At 41.5% G+C, this 15,137-nt stretch carries 16 protein-coding genes, 1 rRNA gene and 1 pseudogene; 8 read left to right on the top strand and 10 right to left on the bottom strand.

The genetic code is table 11. From position 1 onward, the window contains the following. Positions 1-38: 38 nt before the first annotated feature. The 3 genes from creD (at position 39) to NDN13_RS15555 (ending at position 2,127) form a co-directional block, all read left to right on the top strand. A complete protein-coding gene (gene creD / locus NDN13_RS15565; protein ID WP_251116108.1) occupies positions 39-1,427 on the top strand; it encodes a cell envelope integrity protein CreD in 1,389 nt (462 codons plus the stop codon). Positions 1,428-1,495: 68 nt separating this feature from the next. Continuing rightward, complete coding sequence (locus tag NDN13_RS15560; protein WP_005163235.1) at positions 1,496-1,699, top strand: hypothetical protein; 204 nt, start codon at positions 1,496-1,498, stop codon at positions 1,697-1,699. Between the two features lie 74 nt (positions 1,700-1,773). Beyond that, on the top strand, positions 1,774-2,127 hold the full coding sequence (locus tag NDN13_RS15555; RefSeq protein WP_241272729.1) for a RidA family protein: 354 nt from the start codon (positions 1,774-1,776) through the stop codon (positions 2,125-2,127). Here NDN13_RS15555 and NDN13_RS15550 read toward each other — a convergent pair. The 6 genes and pseudogenes from NDN13_RS15550 to NDN13_RS15525 all read right to left on the bottom strand — a co-directional run bounded on the left by NDN13_RS15550 (position 2,124) and on the right by NDN13_RS15525 (position 9,105). Continuing rightward, positions 2,124-2,663, bottom strand: a complete 540-nt coding sequence (locus NDN13_RS15550; RefSeq protein WP_241272730.1) for a DUF2726 domain-containing protein — start codon at positions 2,661-2,663, stop codon at positions 2,124-2,126. The two genes, NDN13_RS15555 and NDN13_RS15550, sit on opposite strands and share 4 nt — an antisense overlap. A 301-nt stretch (positions 2,664-2,964) precedes the next feature. Further along, a complete protein-coding gene (locus tag NDN13_RS15545; RefSeq protein ID WP_251116107.1) occupies positions 2,965-5,346 on the bottom strand; it encodes a YgiQ family radical SAM protein in 2,382 nt (793 codons plus the stop codon). Between the two features lie 206 nt (positions 5,347-5,552). Continuing rightward, a pseudogene (locus tag NDN13_RS15540) lies at positions 5,553-5,944 on the bottom strand (hypothetical protein). A 72-nt stretch (positions 5,945-6,016) separates the two neighbouring features. Continuing rightward, a complete protein-coding gene (locus NDN13_RS15535; protein ID WP_251116105.1) occupies positions 6,017-7,222 on the bottom strand; it encodes an MFS transporter in 1,206 nt (401 codons plus the stop codon). Positions 7,223-7,300: 78 nt separating this feature from the next. After that, positions 7,301-8,557 carry an esterase-like activity of phytase family protein gene (locus NDN13_RS15530; protein ID WP_251116104.1) on the bottom strand — a complete coding sequence of 419 codons (1,257 nt, stop codon included), beginning with the start codon at positions 8,555-8,557 and terminating at the stop codon, positions 7,301-7,303. Between the two features lie 140 nt (positions 8,558-8,697). Further along, complete coding sequence (locus NDN13_RS15525; RefSeq protein WP_251116103.1) at positions 8,698-9,105, bottom strand: helix-turn-helix domain-containing protein; 408 nt, start codon at positions 9,103-9,105, stop codon at positions 8,698-8,700. Positions 9,106-9,187: 82 nt separating this feature from the next. On the opposite strand from NDN13_RS15525, the gene NDN13_RS15520 reads away from it, so the two are divergent. The 5 genes from NDN13_RS15520 to NDN13_RS15500 all read left to right on the top strand — a co-directional run bounded on the left by NDN13_RS15520 (position 9,188) and on the right by NDN13_RS15500 (position 12,241). Next, positions 9,188-9,679, top strand: a complete 492-nt coding sequence (locus tag NDN13_RS15520) for a DUF2938 domain-containing protein (protein WP_251116102.1) — start codon at positions 9,188-9,190, stop codon at positions 9,677-9,679. 11 nt (positions 9,680-9,690) lie between these two features. Beyond that, positions 9,691-10,266, top strand: a complete 576-nt coding sequence (locus tag NDN13_RS15515) for a flavodoxin family protein (protein ID WP_251116101.1) — start codon at positions 9,691-9,693, stop codon at positions 10,264-10,266. Further along, positions 10,263-10,481 (top strand): DUF2798 domain-containing protein, encoded by a 219-nt coding sequence (locus NDN13_RS15510; RefSeq protein ID WP_251116100.1) that lies wholly within the window; start codon positions 10,263-10,265, stop codon positions 10,479-10,481. The genes NDN13_RS15515 and NDN13_RS15510 overlap by 4 nt, the downstream gene beginning before the upstream one ends. 315 nt (positions 10,482-10,796) lie before the next feature. Next, positions 10,797-11,360, top strand: a complete 564-nt coding sequence (locus tag NDN13_RS15505) for a lytic transglycosylase domain-containing protein (protein ID WP_251116099.1) — start codon at positions 10,797-10,799, stop codon at positions 11,358-11,360. A gap of 362 nt (positions 11,361-11,722) precedes the next feature. Continuing rightward, positions 11,723-12,241 carry a lytic transglycosylase domain-containing protein gene (locus NDN13_RS15500; RefSeq protein WP_251118248.1) on the top strand — a complete coding sequence of 173 codons (519 nt, stop codon included), beginning with the start codon at positions 11,723-11,725 and terminating at the stop codon, positions 12,239-12,241. 55 nt (positions 12,242-12,296) lie between these two features. Here NDN13_RS15500 and cysK read toward each other — a convergent pair whose 3' ends face one another. From cysK to rrf, 4 genes are all read right to left on the bottom strand, one after another. Then, the gene (gene cysK / locus NDN13_RS15495; protein WP_251116098.1) at positions 12,297-13,298 is read right to left on the bottom strand and encodes a cysteine synthase A; all 1,002 of its coding nucleotides are present in this window, start codon (positions 13,296-13,298) and stop codon (positions 12,297-12,299) included. Between the two features lie 131 nt (positions 13,299-13,429). Then, positions 13,430-13,969, bottom strand: coding sequence for a hypothetical protein (locus NDN13_RS15490; RefSeq protein WP_251116097.1), 540 nt, complete (start codon positions 13,967-13,969; stop codon positions 13,430-13,432). A 27-nt stretch (positions 13,970-13,996) separates the two neighbouring features. Next, positions 13,997-14,815: a hypothetical protein gene (locus tag NDN13_RS15485; RefSeq protein WP_251116096.1), complete on the bottom strand. Its 819-nt coding sequence runs from the start codon at positions 14,813-14,815 to the stop codon at positions 13,997-13,999. A gap of 171 nt (positions 14,816-14,986) precedes the next feature. Next, a 5S ribosomal RNA gene (gene rrf, locus NDN13_RS15480) occupies positions 14,987-15,101 on the bottom strand. Positions 15,102-15,137 lie beyond the last annotated feature (36 nt).

Here is a 15,137-nt window from a genome sequence, read left to right as displayed (position 1 = left end):
TAGATACTAGTCATATCCTAATGACCATGGAATTTCATATGCGTCGCAATTTTATCAATCTTAAAATCGGAGCCATTCTGTTCCTGATTTTGATTTTTTATATTGGTTTGTTTTTTATTTCGAGCTTGGTCTCAGAACGCCAAAGCTATCAACAACAAGTCATTCATGACATCGCCAACGAACAAATTCGTCCACAAAAAATCGTTGCACCTTATTTAAAACTGCCCTACCAAGTGCAAACCACCTGCACCGATGAGCAGAAGAAGAGTTATCCCTGTACACAAACCCTATTTGTCGCTATCGGGGCTGAAACGACCGACTGGAATGCACAATTTAAGGTTTCGGACAGCACTTATAAGCGCAATAACTATAAAGCAATCAGCTATCAGAACTCGATGTCAGGCAAAGGTACATTCAAGGCCATCGATAACGAAGCAAAACGTGATTATCGATGGGAACAGGCTGAAATTATTTTTCCGATCCAAGATGCGCGTGGGCTGAATGCCAAACCAATCTTCAATATTGATGGCAAGGCCTATAAATTCGACTTTTCAGAACAAAGCCAAGGACAACGCGGTTTTGACCTGATGCACCTGACAGCGAAGCAATACCCTGAACTGGTACAAAAGTTCCAGCAGGGTTTTAAGTTTGGCCTGCAATTCGAGCTTGAAGGACTCAGTGAATTCAGCTTCATTCCGACCAGTTATGAAATGACCTATCAAGCCACAGGTAACTGGGGCGATGTTAAATATGATGGGCAAAGCCTACCCTTTAAAAAATCCAGTGAAAAACACCAATTCCAAGCGGACTGGAAAAATATCGCACTGGGTAAACGTAATTTAGAAAATGTGTCGCTATGTGAAAATAGCCAGTGCTTCTATCAGGTCTTAAATACAGAACATGCACCCGCAGAAGCGGCTTATGATAGCCGTACCCCATCCAATATTTCAGGTATTTCGACGCAATTCCTAGAGCCCGTCAATATCTATACCCAAACTGATCGTGCCATTAAATACGGCGTGATGGTAATCATCATCACCTTTGGTTGCTTCTTTCTGTTTGAGGTTTTAAAACAACTTAAAATCCATCCTGTGCAATATGCCTTGGTTGCGATGGCACAAGGTGTGTTCTTCGTGTTGTTACTTTCAATCAGTGAATATTATGCCTTTGCATTGGCTTATTTGGTTGCGGCCTGCGCCTGCGTCGGTCTGATTACGTGGTACTTATACTTCGTCGTGAAAGGGATTAAGCCGGCGCTGTTATTCGGGATTCTACTCGGTGTACTCTACAGCATGATGTATTTATTGCTGCAATCCAGTGGTAAAACCTTCTTATTCGGTTCAATCCTGTCCTTTATTCTGATTGCCTGTGTCATGTTCATCACCCGTCATGTCAATTGGTACCAATCCGAACAATCAAGCCAATAAAAAAATATATAAGGGTGAAGTGTAATGTCTTCGCCCCTTTTTCATTTATATTGATGAGGAATAAAACCATGTACCAAACGACTTATTTAGCGTTAAAGCAACTTAAACAGCTATGCCCTTTACATAGCTCGATTGCAAGCTGTCTGAATCAATTAAGACAGGCCAAAATCCAGTTTTTGAATCTGGGAAATATTATTATTTGCCCACAACAACGCTGCATTTTGATTTTCAAACATCGTAACTTAATGGAAATAGAAACTTTTTTCGCCTGATTTATAGAAAATTACATTGCAGCTGAATGGCATCAAGTACAATCCCCACTATACTTTTCAATTAGGGAATCACTATGTCTGTGCAACGCCTTCATGTCACATCACGTTATTGCGAAGTTGCAATTTCAGGAAATCTTGTTCATTTAGCCGGCCAATTGGCGGATGATACTAGCGTTGATGTAACCGCACAGACACAGCAGACGCTAGATAATATTGACCGTTTATTGGCAGAAGCAGGCACAGATAAAACCCATATTTTATCTGTACTGATCTTTTTAAAAGACATCGAAAAAGATTATGCGGCCATGAATGCAGTCTGGGATGCATGGATTGCTGAGGGACATCCCCCAGCACGTACCTGTGTAGAATCTAAACTCTACACACCTCATGTTTTGGTTGAAATGACGGTCACTGCGGTTCTGCCTTAATAAGATTTCACCGCGAAATCATTATATTTCATCATGCGATCCGCTTTAGGCATCGACATTGAACTTGTTGTTGAAGCTGCGACTGGTGCAGCTTCAAACAGATCTGGCACTAAGTCTTCTCTGAGTTCTTGTTCTGTGGGAATGCTGCTATAACGCAGTACACGATAGCCTGCCAACTCGAGTAGGCTGTCTTGATAATGCTTTTGATGCAGGCGATTGACATAGGATTCATCTGCAATCTCAATGACTGCAAGCACTTGATGTTGTTGATCTAAAACCACAAAATCCGCAACCAAGCCTTGATACTTACGACGCGTATGCGCGAATTTGGTGGTTAGTAAGGCATCAAAAGACACATGCGCCAACACGGTATGACGAGGTAAAACAGCTTGTAAACGCATCAAGGTAATTTGCTCTGCGATATTCAAAATACCGCGACGCTTTAACGGACTGTCCTGACGCCTATTTTGTTGTAGGCGGCGAAGTGCAAGTGCTGTGATCAACAGCAACCCAACTATTGTTATAAAATAATACATTTCTAACTAATCCCTTTAGATTTTTTATAATCATTATGGCTTTAAGCCAATTTTTTTAATCAATAACAGTGATAGCAAATCATTTTGCAGTGCAAACTTAAGTTTTTTAATCGTGTTTTCCTAGACGACCAAAGTCGTAACCACCCTCTGCTCTTTATTTATAATCATTCGTCATCCAAGATTCAAGTCATTATTGTCAGTTTATGTTTCTACGCCCCCTAGTTTTACGGTGAATTTGTGACCACTCGTCATTTAAATAAAAAAGGCATGGGAAATCCCATGCCTTGTTATGGAGATCGAATTAACGATGCCCTTTGGCTTTCGGTTTTGCTTTGCCCGAGAACGGTCTTTTCTCACCGGTTTCGCGTGGTGGCAAACCATTGTGCTGGGTTAGGAGCTGTCCTTTTTGTGGACGCTGTTGGCCTGATGCTGAGCGAGACTGGCCTTGACCACGTTTTGCTGAATCGCCTGCAACAGACGAATTCTTCTTACGTGCCGATTTATATTCACCTTCAGCGGTACCTTGCGGCTGATAAGTCGGAATCAAATGCTGTTTTGAGTTACCAATCAGGTCCGCACGTCCCATTTCCTTCAAGGCTTCACGCAACAAAGGCCAGTTATTTGGATCATGGTAACGCAAGAAGGCTTTGTGCAGACGGCGGCGTTTTTCGCCTTTCACAATATCCACATTTTCCGTATAGCGTGCCACTTTAGACAGCGGATTCTTGCCTGAATAATACATCGTGGTCGCAGTGGCCATTGGCGATGGATAGAAGGTCTGTACCTGATCGGCACGGAAACCATTTTTCTTCAACCAAATCGCCAAGTTCATCATGTCGTAATCGGTGGTACCCGGATGCGCAGCAATAAAGTAAGGAATTAAATATTGTTCCTTACCAGCTTCCTTACTGAAACGCTCAAACATTTGTTTAAAACGATCATAAGTCCCGATTCCTGGCTTCATCATCTTGGATAATGGGCCATTTTCAGTATGCTCAGGCGCAATTTTCAGATAACCACCAACATGGTGCTGTACCAATTCTTTGACATATTCAGGGTTCAGTACGGCCAAGTCATAACGCAGACCCGAACCAATCAAAATCTTCTTCACCCCTTTGATTTCACGGGCTTTACGATAAAGCTGAACCAAAGGTGCATGGTCGGTATGTAGGTTTTGACAAACGCCTGGATAGACACAAGAGGGTTTACGGCAGTTCTTTTCAATTTCAGGATCATTACAGTGCAAACGATACATGTTTGCCGTTGGGCCACCTAAATCCGAAATAATTCCAGTAAAGTTTGGCGCAGTATCACGGATTTTTTCAATTTCACGTAAAATCGAATCTTCAGAACGGTTTTGAATAATACGACCTTCATGTTCGGTAATCGAGCAGAAAGTACAACCACCGAAACAGCCACGCATGATATTGACCGAAAATTTGATCATATCAAAGGCAGGAAAACGTGCATTCGCATATGACGGATGCGGTAAACGTGCATAAGGTAAATCAAAGACGTAGTCCATTTCCTCAGTGGTCAAAGGAATTGGCGGCGGGTTGATCCAGACATCACGCTCACCGTGACGCTGCACCAAGGCACGTGCATTACCAGGGTTGGTTTCCAGATGCAAAATACGGTTGGCATGGGCATAAAGCACTTGATCGTCCGCAACTTCTTCAAAAGAAGGCAAACGGATCACAGCCAACTCACGTGGCGGTAATTTATGTTTAATCGCTTTGGATGGCGCAGGCTTTAACTGCACAATTTGGGTATCTGGATCGAGCTGATCGCCTTCACGCACAATTGGATTGGCAACCACTTCTTTTTGGAAATTTTGATACTGCGCCAGTGAGTTGCCTTTTTCTTTTTCAACTTCACAGCCATCAATATCTTCAGTCATGACATAGGGGTTGATAATCGGATCAACACGTCCAATGGTATCAATGTCATTACTGGCAATTTCAACAAATTTCGCTTTGGATGCTTTATTGTGTTTATTAATAATAAATGCAGTACCACGAACATCAGTAATTTCGTGGACTTTTTCACCTTTGGCTAAACGATGCATCACATCGATAATGGCACGCTCACCATTACCATACATGAGCAAATCGGCTTTAGAGTCCATCAAAATCGAGCGGCGAACTTTGTCTGACCAATAGTCATAATGTGCGATACGACGTAAGCTGCCTTCAATACCACCAAGTAAGACTGGAACGTCAGGAAAGGCTTCACGGCAACGCTGACAGTAAACCGTTGCTGCACGATCTGGACGCTTATTTGCTTCATTATTTGGCGAATAGGCATCATCAGAACGGATTTTACGATCTGCCGTATAACGGTTGATCATCGAATCCATATTCCCTGCAGTCACACCCCATGCAATGGTTGGCTTACCTAAAACGCGGAAGCTCTCGACATTGGTCCAGTCTGGTTGCGCGATGATACCAACACGAAAACCTTGTGCTTCAAGTACACGCCCAATTACGCCCGAGACAAAAGATGGATGGTCGATATAGGCATCGCCACACACCAAAATAAAGTCACATGCATCCCAGCCGAGCAGATCCATTTCTTCTCGTGACATCGGCAAAAATGGTGCGGGTTCAAAACACGACGCCCAATATTTGTCGTAATCAAACAGCGCTTTTGGCGCGGTCTGCATGGTGTAGGCAGTAGACATGGCTTGCGAATCTCGGCTAGCAGATGGAGGAGAGACATCTATAGGGGTTGGCGGTATTTTAACCCCTAAAATGAAAGCCGATCATTTTAACATGAATTTCATTCATTTTCCTTGTTTATAAAACATTCAGGAACAAGGAGATAACAAATTATTTGTATAAAGTTTAAGCAAAATATCAATAACAGTAATCAGACCACACTTTGTGATCAATATGATGCCTGACTCGTTATTTCATTCGATCGGATCACCTCTTTCACCGTATAACCCGATTCTATATAACCTTGACCTTCAGAAATGGTCTGACCATTCGCCAAAGTTGCTTCTAGCTGATATCCACACCCTCACCCTGTACAAAGAATTGCGTTTCTATCGTCTTGTTATTTTCTAAGGGCTGGAAAAAGATCTCATGCTGTACACCTGCTGTTTGCACATGTAGCTTCAGCTGACGAATCGTTTGCCCGCTGTGATTTGAGATTTGCATGTGGACTAAGGGCTGAAACCAATAATTAAAGCCCGCAGTTAAAGCACCAGCAAAAAAACTGATCATTAACGAAATAATGATTAGAAACACAATCCAGATCTGTTTAACCCTTGTCATTCTAATACTTTCATTTTTGATTTATTAAGGAAAACTCTAAAGCATCATCCATAAAAAGCAAAGTTAATCCGCTTAGCGCGTCGACAAAAACCTCAACCGCAGCGCCAAAATTAACCCAAAGGCTAATACCACAGCCACCATGAGGTTTATCCCCGTCCAACCATAATTTTCCCAGACCAATCCACCACTACTGCCAAGCAAACTTGAGCCGATGTAATAGCAGAATAAATACAGTGAAGACGCGACTGCACGATACTGCACTGCTTGAACCGAAACCCAACTACTGGCTGTCGAATGTGCCGCAAAAAATGAAAAAGTAAAAATGGTGAGACCCAGCAAAATGGTCCAAAGCGATGGAATCAAGGTAATCAATAAACCAATCATCATCATCACCAGTAAAACTGGCAACACTTTATCCCGTCCATATTTAAAGCCCCATTGTGCTGCTTTAGGTGAGCTATAAATCCCTGCCAGATAGGCAATTGAAATCAGACCGATCCATGTTTGTGATAAATGAAACGGAGCTTCTAATAAGTGGTAGCTGATATAGTTAAATACGGTCACCAAACAGCCCATCAAGATAAAACCTTGGGCAAATAAGATGCGTAGTTTCGGGTCTTTTAGATTTTGCTCAAACGCGGCTTTAAAACGTGAAAATCGGAATGGAAATGGTTTGAAATGCTGTGATTTGGGCAATAACAGATAGAATAAGCAGGCAATCACAAAATTCAGAAAACCAATAATATAGGTTGCCGATTGCCAAGAAATAAAATCAACCAACACCCCTGCAATCAGACGTCCACCCATGCCGCCAATGGCTGTACCTGAGATATACAGCCCCATGGCAAAACCGATATCCTGCTGCGCAATCTCCTCTCCGATATAAGTCATTGCCACAGCGGCAACCCCACTGACCGCCAGACCAATCAAAACACGGGTACTTAGAAAGATTTCCCAGATTGGAAAAGAAGCACTAATCAGTAATAACATCGAGACCAGAAATAAGGCAAACACCATGATGGGTTTACGCCCAAAACGATCGGAAATAAAGCCAGTAAATAGTAGACCGATCGCCAGTGCAATGGTGGAAAAAGAGAGCGGGAAACTACTGTGGGTCGGAGTAACATGAAAGAATTCTGCAAAGATCGGCATCATCGGCTGTACACAGTACAACGAGGAAAATGACGCAAAACCAGCAAAGAACAATGACCATAAAATCGCAGTAAACGATTTCGAACCATATTCGATATGGGTTGGGCGTATAACTGATTCAGACATCGGAACTCCTTATGCCCAATCAGTATACGCCTTCGACCGAAATGCGGAATGATCATTTCGGCCATTTTTATCAAATGTTTAAAATAAGGCTTTAGGCAGGCGGATCTGAATGATCTCATTATCATCGGCAAGTTTGGCATTGCGTCCTGATGAACCCGGGAAATTATTGTCATTCAATACTGTCAAAGTGGTGCCATTTTCAATAATCACATCTTCAATGGTTTCAAATGGGAAGGCAAACAGCTTGCCTGTACCAATATCGCCTTCACGCGCTGTACCATACAGCCCATTTGGGTTGGCAATTTTCATTAAGTCGACCAAGTCTTCACGTGCCACCACCTGCTTCGGTTCATTGAATTTAATCCGAATCAGTTTCTTATGGCCACCAAGATTATTTTGACTCACATCGCGCTCAATAATGATGCCCTCTTTGTCATTAAACAGCTGGAAGTCACCAATATTGGTGGCTTTACTATCCAATACAAACCAATAATAAACACCCGTATATGCTTTCTTCTGAAGATCAAACTGGGAGATCAGCAGCCGACCTGTCGAGTCATTCAGCAATGGTTTTTCCAGTAGTGGATACAGATATTTGCCATCAGGTGAAATCGCCATGCCTTCAAAACCACTACTGCGCCCCACCAATGGCTCAACATAATTGATATTGGCTTTATTCAGTTGATTTTGCGGAGAGCGTAACTCTTGGCTCGGATTAAACGGATTGGGCAAAGCAATTGGTGCATCGAGTAACACACCATCAGCAGAGAAATGCAACAAGAATGGGCCAAATTCATCACCAATCCAATAGGTACCATCAGGTGCACGTTGCATCGATTCAGGGTCAAAGTCTGCCCCAGTCAATAAACGTTCTGCCGTATTGCCATTCACAATCTCAAAAGGAACCAATTTATTTGGATCACGTAGCTGGATGAAGCTTTGTACAGAAACCTGCCCCGAACCTTTACTCTTGGTTTTAAAATCAGCTTTGATTTTATAAATGCGTAATAAGAAATCAGCTGAGTTATCCTGTGTGCCAAAACCGTTATCCGCCATGGCCATATAACTGCCATCCTCATTTTTTAAGGCAGCAGAAAAGCCTTGTACGGGTTGCCCTTTAAAAGGTGGATAAATACCGTTTGCTCCACTCACCGCTTTACCTGAATCTGGTCCAGCGGCATAAGTGGCGACAGGAAGCTTGGCGAAAGAAATCAGCGTGGATTCTGTGACTTTGTCTGTCGATGTATTCTGATCTTGATTATTGTCATCATTATTACAGGCCGTTAAACCCAAAGCACTACAGCAGAATAAGGTCAATAAAGTTTTCTTGTTCATGGTTTTATACATTTGGTAAAAAATTAGGCAAATTAAAACAAGTTTTTATGACGCTTTTACTGCAATAAAATGAAGTCTTTATGGCGAAAACATGACAATGTAACGCAATCTTTTGTTTTATGAATCACGCTTACTATGATCTATCCAATCTTAGTCGGTTGATACTCTCCTGCAATCGCAGCTTTTAAAAAATTTTGAAAGGTCGGGCATTGCATATGATTTTCTGCGGGACATACAGCCGCATGTCTCAGCCCTTGGCTGATAAAATGTAAGCGTTGAATCATTTGTTCCAGTTGTTCAGCTTTTGCACTGAGCATGGCTCGATCCAATTCAGGCTGACCATTTTGCCCAAACATATGCGCCATTTCATTGAGGGAAAAACCTGCGGCCCGCCCCAAAGCAATCAATGCCAATTGATCCAAGACCTGCTTGCCATATTGACGACGTAAGCCATGACGACCTATTGATTTGATTAAGCCTTTTTCTTCATAAAAGCGTAAGGTTGAGGTGCTTACATTGGCTCGTTTAGCCACTTCTCCAATATCCATAAATCCCCCTTGACTTCAAGTTGACTTGAACTTGCATACTCTCTTTATCGCGTTTTATGCAAAAAAGATCAAGGTGAAAAAAATGAATGCTGCTGAACTGTTATTTCAAATCCTGGGTTTAGGTGTTGGCGCCACGCTGATCATGGATCTGTGGCTATTGCTGTTAAAAAAACTCAATCAGCCCAGCTTAAATTTTGCTTTGCTGGGTCGTTGGGTAGGCTGGATGTTTCGGGGCAAGTTCATCCATGCATCGATTGCGCAAAGTCCGGCTATTCGACAGGAATATGCCTTGGGTTGGCTGGCACATTACAGTGTCGGCATCCTCTTTGCCTTTAGCTTTATCCTGATAGTAGGAGAAGCATGGTTATTGCAACCACAATTCAGCTCTGCTCTTATTTTCGGGGTGATCACAGTGCTGATCCCCTTTTTCATCATGCAACCCGCTATGGGGGCAGGCATTGCTTCAGCTAAAACAGTACAACCTTTGCGCAACTGCCTACGAAGTCTGATCAATCACACTATTTTTGGCTGCGGCTTATATCTCAGCGCGCTATTGCTGGCATTATTTCACTGAGGAGTTCAACCATGAAATCCATTGCTATTATTTATCATAGCCGTCAGGGTCATACCCAGTTTATTGCCCAACAAATTCAACGCGGTGCAGCACAAGCTGCACAGCTTAAAATTGATTTATTCAGCGCTGAGCAGTTAATGTCGCAACCGGAGCAACTTGGTCTCTATGATGGACTGATTTGGGGTTCACCAACCTATCTGGGTGGGGTCTCGGGCACATTCAAACAGTTGATGGACGCCACGGGTCCATTATGGAAGAAGCAAGCATTTAAAGGAAAGTTAGCCGCAGGATTTACTGTTTCCTCACTGCCCGCAGGCGATAAGCAATCCACCTTGATTTCACTTTTCACCTTTGCAATGCAACACGGTATGATATGGGTCGGTAATCCTATTTTACCTGAGCAGCATCAAGGTGTTCCGTATACGCAAGCCGCCAATCGTCTTGGGTCGTGGTCTGGACTTATGGTCCAAGCTGAACATGCCAGTGCGGCAGATGCTTTTGATGTTGGCGATATCAAAACCGCTCAGCTATTTGGAAAAAATTTTGCATTGAGCTTAAGTGCATATCAAGGAGTGATGATCAGGTGAAAGCAGCAAGTCTTTTATTTCCATTGATTTTATCCTGCATGATGTCTTTTCTAATCTCGGGTATCACCACATTAAAGGCAGTGGGTTTTATTGATCATTTCTTTGCCATGTGGATGTCAGCATGGATCGTGGCGTGGATGTTTGCCTTTCCGAGCGTATTGGTCTGCGCCCCAATTGCACAAAGATTGGTCGGCTGGATGCTAAAGAAACGCTAATTTGCACTTTGTAAGTAAAAGCCTACAGTGACTGTGGTCATTGGCGAATATCCCTGATGAGATAGATTCGCTAATATATCAAGCATAGAGAGACAGGATGTCTCATTCAGAATAACAAGAAGCACAGGATGTGGTCGTTGACAGGAGTTGGCGGCAAGAAACCAAATATGAGAAAGCCTCGACAGGATGTCGGGGCTTTTTTATTCGGCTTAATATCTAAAACTAAACGATTTACCCGCATAGATTGCATTGACTGTCATCGACTTGCTCCCTACCATCCGCATGTTTTATAGATGACGGTCAAATTTTTCCACGATGATAATTCACAAAAAATTTTCTTTTTCACATTTTCAAATCTCATTTGCCAAATTAGCACTCATTTTTTTCAGTACTTATCTCACCGTTGCTTGTACCAGTACCAAAGGGCCCAGTATTAACCACTCACAAAAATTGTCCTCTGGTATTCAAAATGCTTTTGCAGTATCGCCAACAACCGCAAATCGGGTTGCTCCCATCATTCTACAAACAGCTGAGCGCCATAATATTTCACCACATTTGTTGGCTGCGCTGATTCGTCAAGAATCTAGCTATAGAACTCGCGCACGCTCTTCAGCAGATGCCGTGGGTTTAACCCAAGTACGCCCCAAATTCTGGCAACAGTTCTGCCCTGGTGATTTATATGATGAACACGTTAACATCAATTGTGGTGCCTACATTTTAGCAAATTACTATCAATCCACAGGTGATTGGTCCAAAGCCCTCGGTTATTACAATGTTGGGCCAACAGGTTACAGACGAAGCCCCTATATGCGCCAGCAAGCTGAACGCTATGCGAACTCGGTTAAACGCCATGAACAAAGCTTAAAAGAAGCGCTATAAAGTTCCGGTGTAAGCAAAAAACCTACAATAACTGCGGTGATTGGCGAATATAACGAATGAGCTAAATTCACTAATATATCAAGTATAGAGAGACAGGATGTCTCATTCAGAACAACAAGAAACACAGGATGTGGTCGTTGACAGGAGTTGGCGGCAAGAAACCAAATATGAGAAAGCCTCGACAGGATGTCGGGGCTTTTTTATAGCCACTCTGATTCATTCATTACCGTAAAATAACTCCTATTGACTCCCCTAAACTGAGTGCATACCATCCTTATACTTCTGTTTGGTATCGGGTTCTGGTTTTGCACATCACATCGACTTCTTCTGATCAACTTACGGCCTTTAAACCGTTTGCCACAATCATTTTAAAGATCAGCCTTGTTGTGCTAGCAATCAGTCTATCTGCATGTAGCAATTTAAGCGGATCCTTTGCCAATCGCTCGAACCAACTTTCCTCAGGTTTGCAAAATGCGTATTCGGTTTCTCCGACTACAGCCAATCGCTTATCGCCGATGATCATTCAAAGTGCTGAGCGTTATGATGTATCCCCGACTTTACTTGCCGCGCTCATTCGCCAAGAATCGAATTACAACAGCTCAGCACGCTCGCCAACAGGGGCAATCGGTTTAACCCAGATTATTTCCAGCCATTGGCGTCAGTCTTGCCCTGGTAATCTCTATGATGAGAATGTCAATATTAACTGTGGTGCACATGTGCTCTCGACCTACTATCGATCTGCTGGCAGTTGGTCTAAAGCGGTCGCCTATTACAATGTGGGACCAACAGGCTATGAACGCAGTTTCTGGACACGGCATAAAGCCAAGAAATATGCTCGTTCGGTCAAACGCCACGAAAAAACCTTAAAGAAAGTGCTTTAAAATCAATAAAAAAACCATGCCTCAAGCATGGTTTTTTATGGGCTGAATCACGAAATTACGCTTCGTCAAACAAACCTTCAAATAAGACTGAAGATAAATAACGTTCACCGCTATCCGGTAAAATCACCACAATGGTTTTGCCTGCATTTTCAGGACGTTCTGCAATTTGCGCTGCTGCCGCTAATGCTGCACCACTTGAAATACCGACTAAAATCCCTTCTTGGGTTGCGCACTTTCTTGCCCACTCAATTGCATCGGTACTATTCACGGGTAAAACTTCATCAACTAGATCCAAGTCTAAGTTCTTAGGAATAAAGTTCGCACCAATACCCTGAATTTTATGTGGTGCAGGCGCAATGCTTTCACCGCGCTTAGTTTGCGTGATGATTGGTGATTCAGCAGGTTCAACCGCAACTGAATACAATGGTTTATTTTGAACTTGCTCAAAATAACGTGAAATCCCCGTAATGGTACCACCCGTACCGACACCAGCAACCAAGATATCCACTTGACCATTGGTTGCCTGCCAAATTTCAGGGCCAGTGGTGTCGGTATGAATTTGCGGATTGGCTGGATTCTCAAACTGTTGTGGCAAGAAGTATTGTTCTGGATTTTCAGTAGCCAAACGAACGGCTTCATCTACCGCGCCTTTCATACCTTTGGCTGGATCAGTCAGAACCAGATCTGCACCTAAAGCTTTCAGTACTTTTCTACGCTCTAAACTCATACTGGCTGGCATGGTTAAGGTAATTGGATAACCTTTTGCTGCTGCGACAAATGCCAAAGCAATCCCTGTATTACCACTGGTCGGCTCAACAATATGCATACCTGCTTTAAGTACACCACGTTTTTCCGCATCTGCAATCAACGCTGCACCAATACGGCATTTCACTGAGAATGCTGGGTTACGGCTTTCCACTTTTGCCAGTACCGTTGCACCCGTTTTGATAAGGCGATTGATACGGACTAAAGGTGTGTTACCAATCGCTTCGGCATTATTTGAATAGACTGCGATACCGAGGTTCGCAGGTGTTGGAAATTGTTGATCGGTTGCCATAGACATTTCCTTCAATCATTATTTATGATTAGTTTTTAAAAATATACCGACAATAACCTTACAGCGGAAACAGAAAAAAGTAAAATCATACAATTTTTTCTCTTTGAGATAACTGATATCAACTACTCATCTCAAAAATCAAAAATTTCCACATATATACCATCTTGATTAATATACTTTTCAAATATGGGTGAATATTTTTGTATTGCACTTCTAGTTTCCTGAATAAAATAAAATTTAGCCTCATTATTATTTTTAAATTTCACTACAATCTCATTATTACTACCATTGGAGAGCATATTATCCATAGAATATAATAATGGTTTCCCTCTGTAATCCCGACTATAAATAAGTAAACTCTTTACTTCACTACAATCGTAAATATTTTGATCAATCTTGATTTTATGAATAGAAAAAATTATTGGTCCACTACACTTCCCATGTAAAATCTGTATTTTCCCCTTTCTTCTGATTCCTCTTACCACATACACCACAATAAAAAAAAGCGCCAATAAATGAACAATATGATATAAATTAGAAGCGTAGACTGGCTTTATAAAAAATAAGAAAACGATAATGGCTAAACAAGAAAAACCTAGAGTCAGCAACATTTTATCTAATGTAATATTTTTTTCTTTATCTGGATAAAATACCCTTAAGTCAAAACACATAATTCACCTCAAGTTAAATCTCTGCTCTCAATTCTCATACCAAAAATTTAAAAACAATAATCCAATGACCAAAATAGTCATACCTAGCCAAAAAATAGTATTCATCTTCTTTTCTCTATTCAATTGATCTACATCCAGCATTAATGTCTCAGGATCAATACATAAAAGAAAGCTAAACAGAGAATCTATATGTGCCGAAGGATTCTTTTTCCTTAACTGCTGCAAGAAAATACTGAGCATGAATTCTTTATTTTTCAATGGATAAATTCTTAACATTGTGAAATCAGGTTCAAACAAGTTGTATATCTTGAGGTGATTACCCGTATTAATACAATTATAAAGAACAGAGCATATATAATTACCAGCCTTTGCTGGAATAATAGTTACATTGCTAACTTGATCAAATTCTAAGTATTTTCTGGTATTATCTAATAAAATAAATTCAATATGATCATCCCTTATTACGTAATTTTTAACAGCCTTTTTTTGAGCTGCTCTGGGCTTAGAATAAAAAAATAGAATCAATAAAGGCATGATAAAAGCGACTAAAAGCAACTTAATCCAGTGATCCGCAATAAACTGATCTAGGTCAAGATGACCTAGATCAATAATTTCATCTATAAGTACAAGTGCTAGGGATATGAAAATAAATAAGAAGAATAGCGCAAAAACTAACGTTAAATATTGAAAAATGATCCTCCCAAAAGGATCTACCTGACCATAAACGGGCAAATCATATTTATTCGGAACAGCATCAACAACCTCAAACGGATTAAGTTTATTGCTATTGTCAGAATTACTAGGTTTAACCTGATACTTTTTCCGCTTTTTAACTAATTTACGCATCTATACACCAATAGACTCTATTTTAAAAGACTTAGATGAGTCGGTAGTAATCTAAAAACAGATAGATTAAGGCTAAAACTTAGAGATAAGTTATATTTTTCGTCTATTATATTTTTTCATTACAATAAAAAACACCCTCAACCGGTTAGGTTGAGGGTGTTTAGATTTAAAAGCTGGCGATGACTTACTCTCACATGGCAAGTGCCACACTACCATCAGCGCTAAGAGGTTTCACTTCTGAGTTCGGGAAGGGATCAGGTGGTTCACTCTTGCTATTGTCGCCAGCAAACTGTTTTGGTTTTGGGTGGTCTTACATTTTTTG

Source organism: Acinetobacter sp. C32I, assembly GCF_023702715.1.
GTDB lineage: Bacteria > Pseudomonadota > Gammaproteobacteria > Pseudomonadales > Moraxellaceae > Acinetobacter.
This window is presented reverse-complemented; position numbering and strand designations above follow the sequence as displayed.

Excerpts from the sequence above, each read along its gene's own strand:
- NDN13_RS15485 (WP_251116096.1), bottom strand. The coding sequence starts at position 14,815 with ATGCGTAAATTAGTTAAAAAGCGGAAAAAGTATCAGGTTAAACCTAGT.
- NDN13_RS15535 (WP_251116105.1), bottom strand. The coding sequence starts at position 7,222 with ATGTCTGAATCAGTTATACGCCCAACCCATATCGAATATGGTTCGAAA.
- NDN13_RS15505 (WP_251116099.1), top strand. The coding sequence starts at position 10,797 with ATGATAATTCACAAAAAATTTTCTTTTTCACATTTTCAAATCTCATTT.
- NDN13_RS15550 (WP_241272730.1), bottom strand. The coding sequence starts at position 2,663 with ATGTATTATTTTATAACAATAGTTGGGTTGCTGTTGATCACAGCACTT.
- NDN13_RS15490 (WP_251116097.1), bottom strand. The coding sequence starts at position 13,969 with ATGTGTTTTGACTTAAGGGTATTTTATCCAGATAAAGAAAAAAATATT.
- NDN13_RS15555 (WP_241272729.1), top strand. The coding sequence starts at position 1,774 with ATGTCTGTGCAACGCCTTCATGTCACATCACGTTATTGCGAAGTTGCA.
- cysK (WP_251116098.1), bottom strand. The coding sequence starts at position 13,298 with ATGGCAACCGATCAACAATTTCCAACACCTGCGAACCTCGGTATCGCA.
- NDN13_RS15530 (WP_251116104.1), bottom strand. The coding sequence starts at position 8,557 with ATGAACAAGAAAACTTTATTGACCTTATTCTGCTGTAGTGCTTTGGGT.
- NDN13_RS15545 (WP_251116107.1), bottom strand. The coding sequence starts at position 5,346 with ATGTCTACTGCCTACACCATGCAGACCGCGCCAAAAGCGCTGTTTGAT.
- NDN13_RS15520 (WP_251116102.1), top strand. The coding sequence starts at position 9,188 with ATGAATGCTGCTGAACTGTTATTTCAAATCCTGGGTTTAGGTGTTGGC.
- NDN13_RS15525 (WP_251116103.1), bottom strand. The coding sequence starts at position 9,105 with ATGGATATTGGAGAAGTGGCTAAACGAGCCAATGTAAGCACCTCAACC.
- NDN13_RS15560 (WP_005163235.1), top strand. The coding sequence starts at position 1,496 with ATGTACCAAACGACTTATTTAGCGTTAAAGCAACTTAAACAGCTATGC.
- creD (WP_251116108.1), top strand. The coding sequence starts at position 39 with ATGCGTCGCAATTTTATCAATCTTAAAATCGGAGCCATTCTGTTCCTG.
- NDN13_RS15515 (WP_251116101.1), top strand. The coding sequence starts at position 9,691 with ATGAAATCCATTGCTATTATTTATCATAGCCGTCAGGGTCATACCCAG.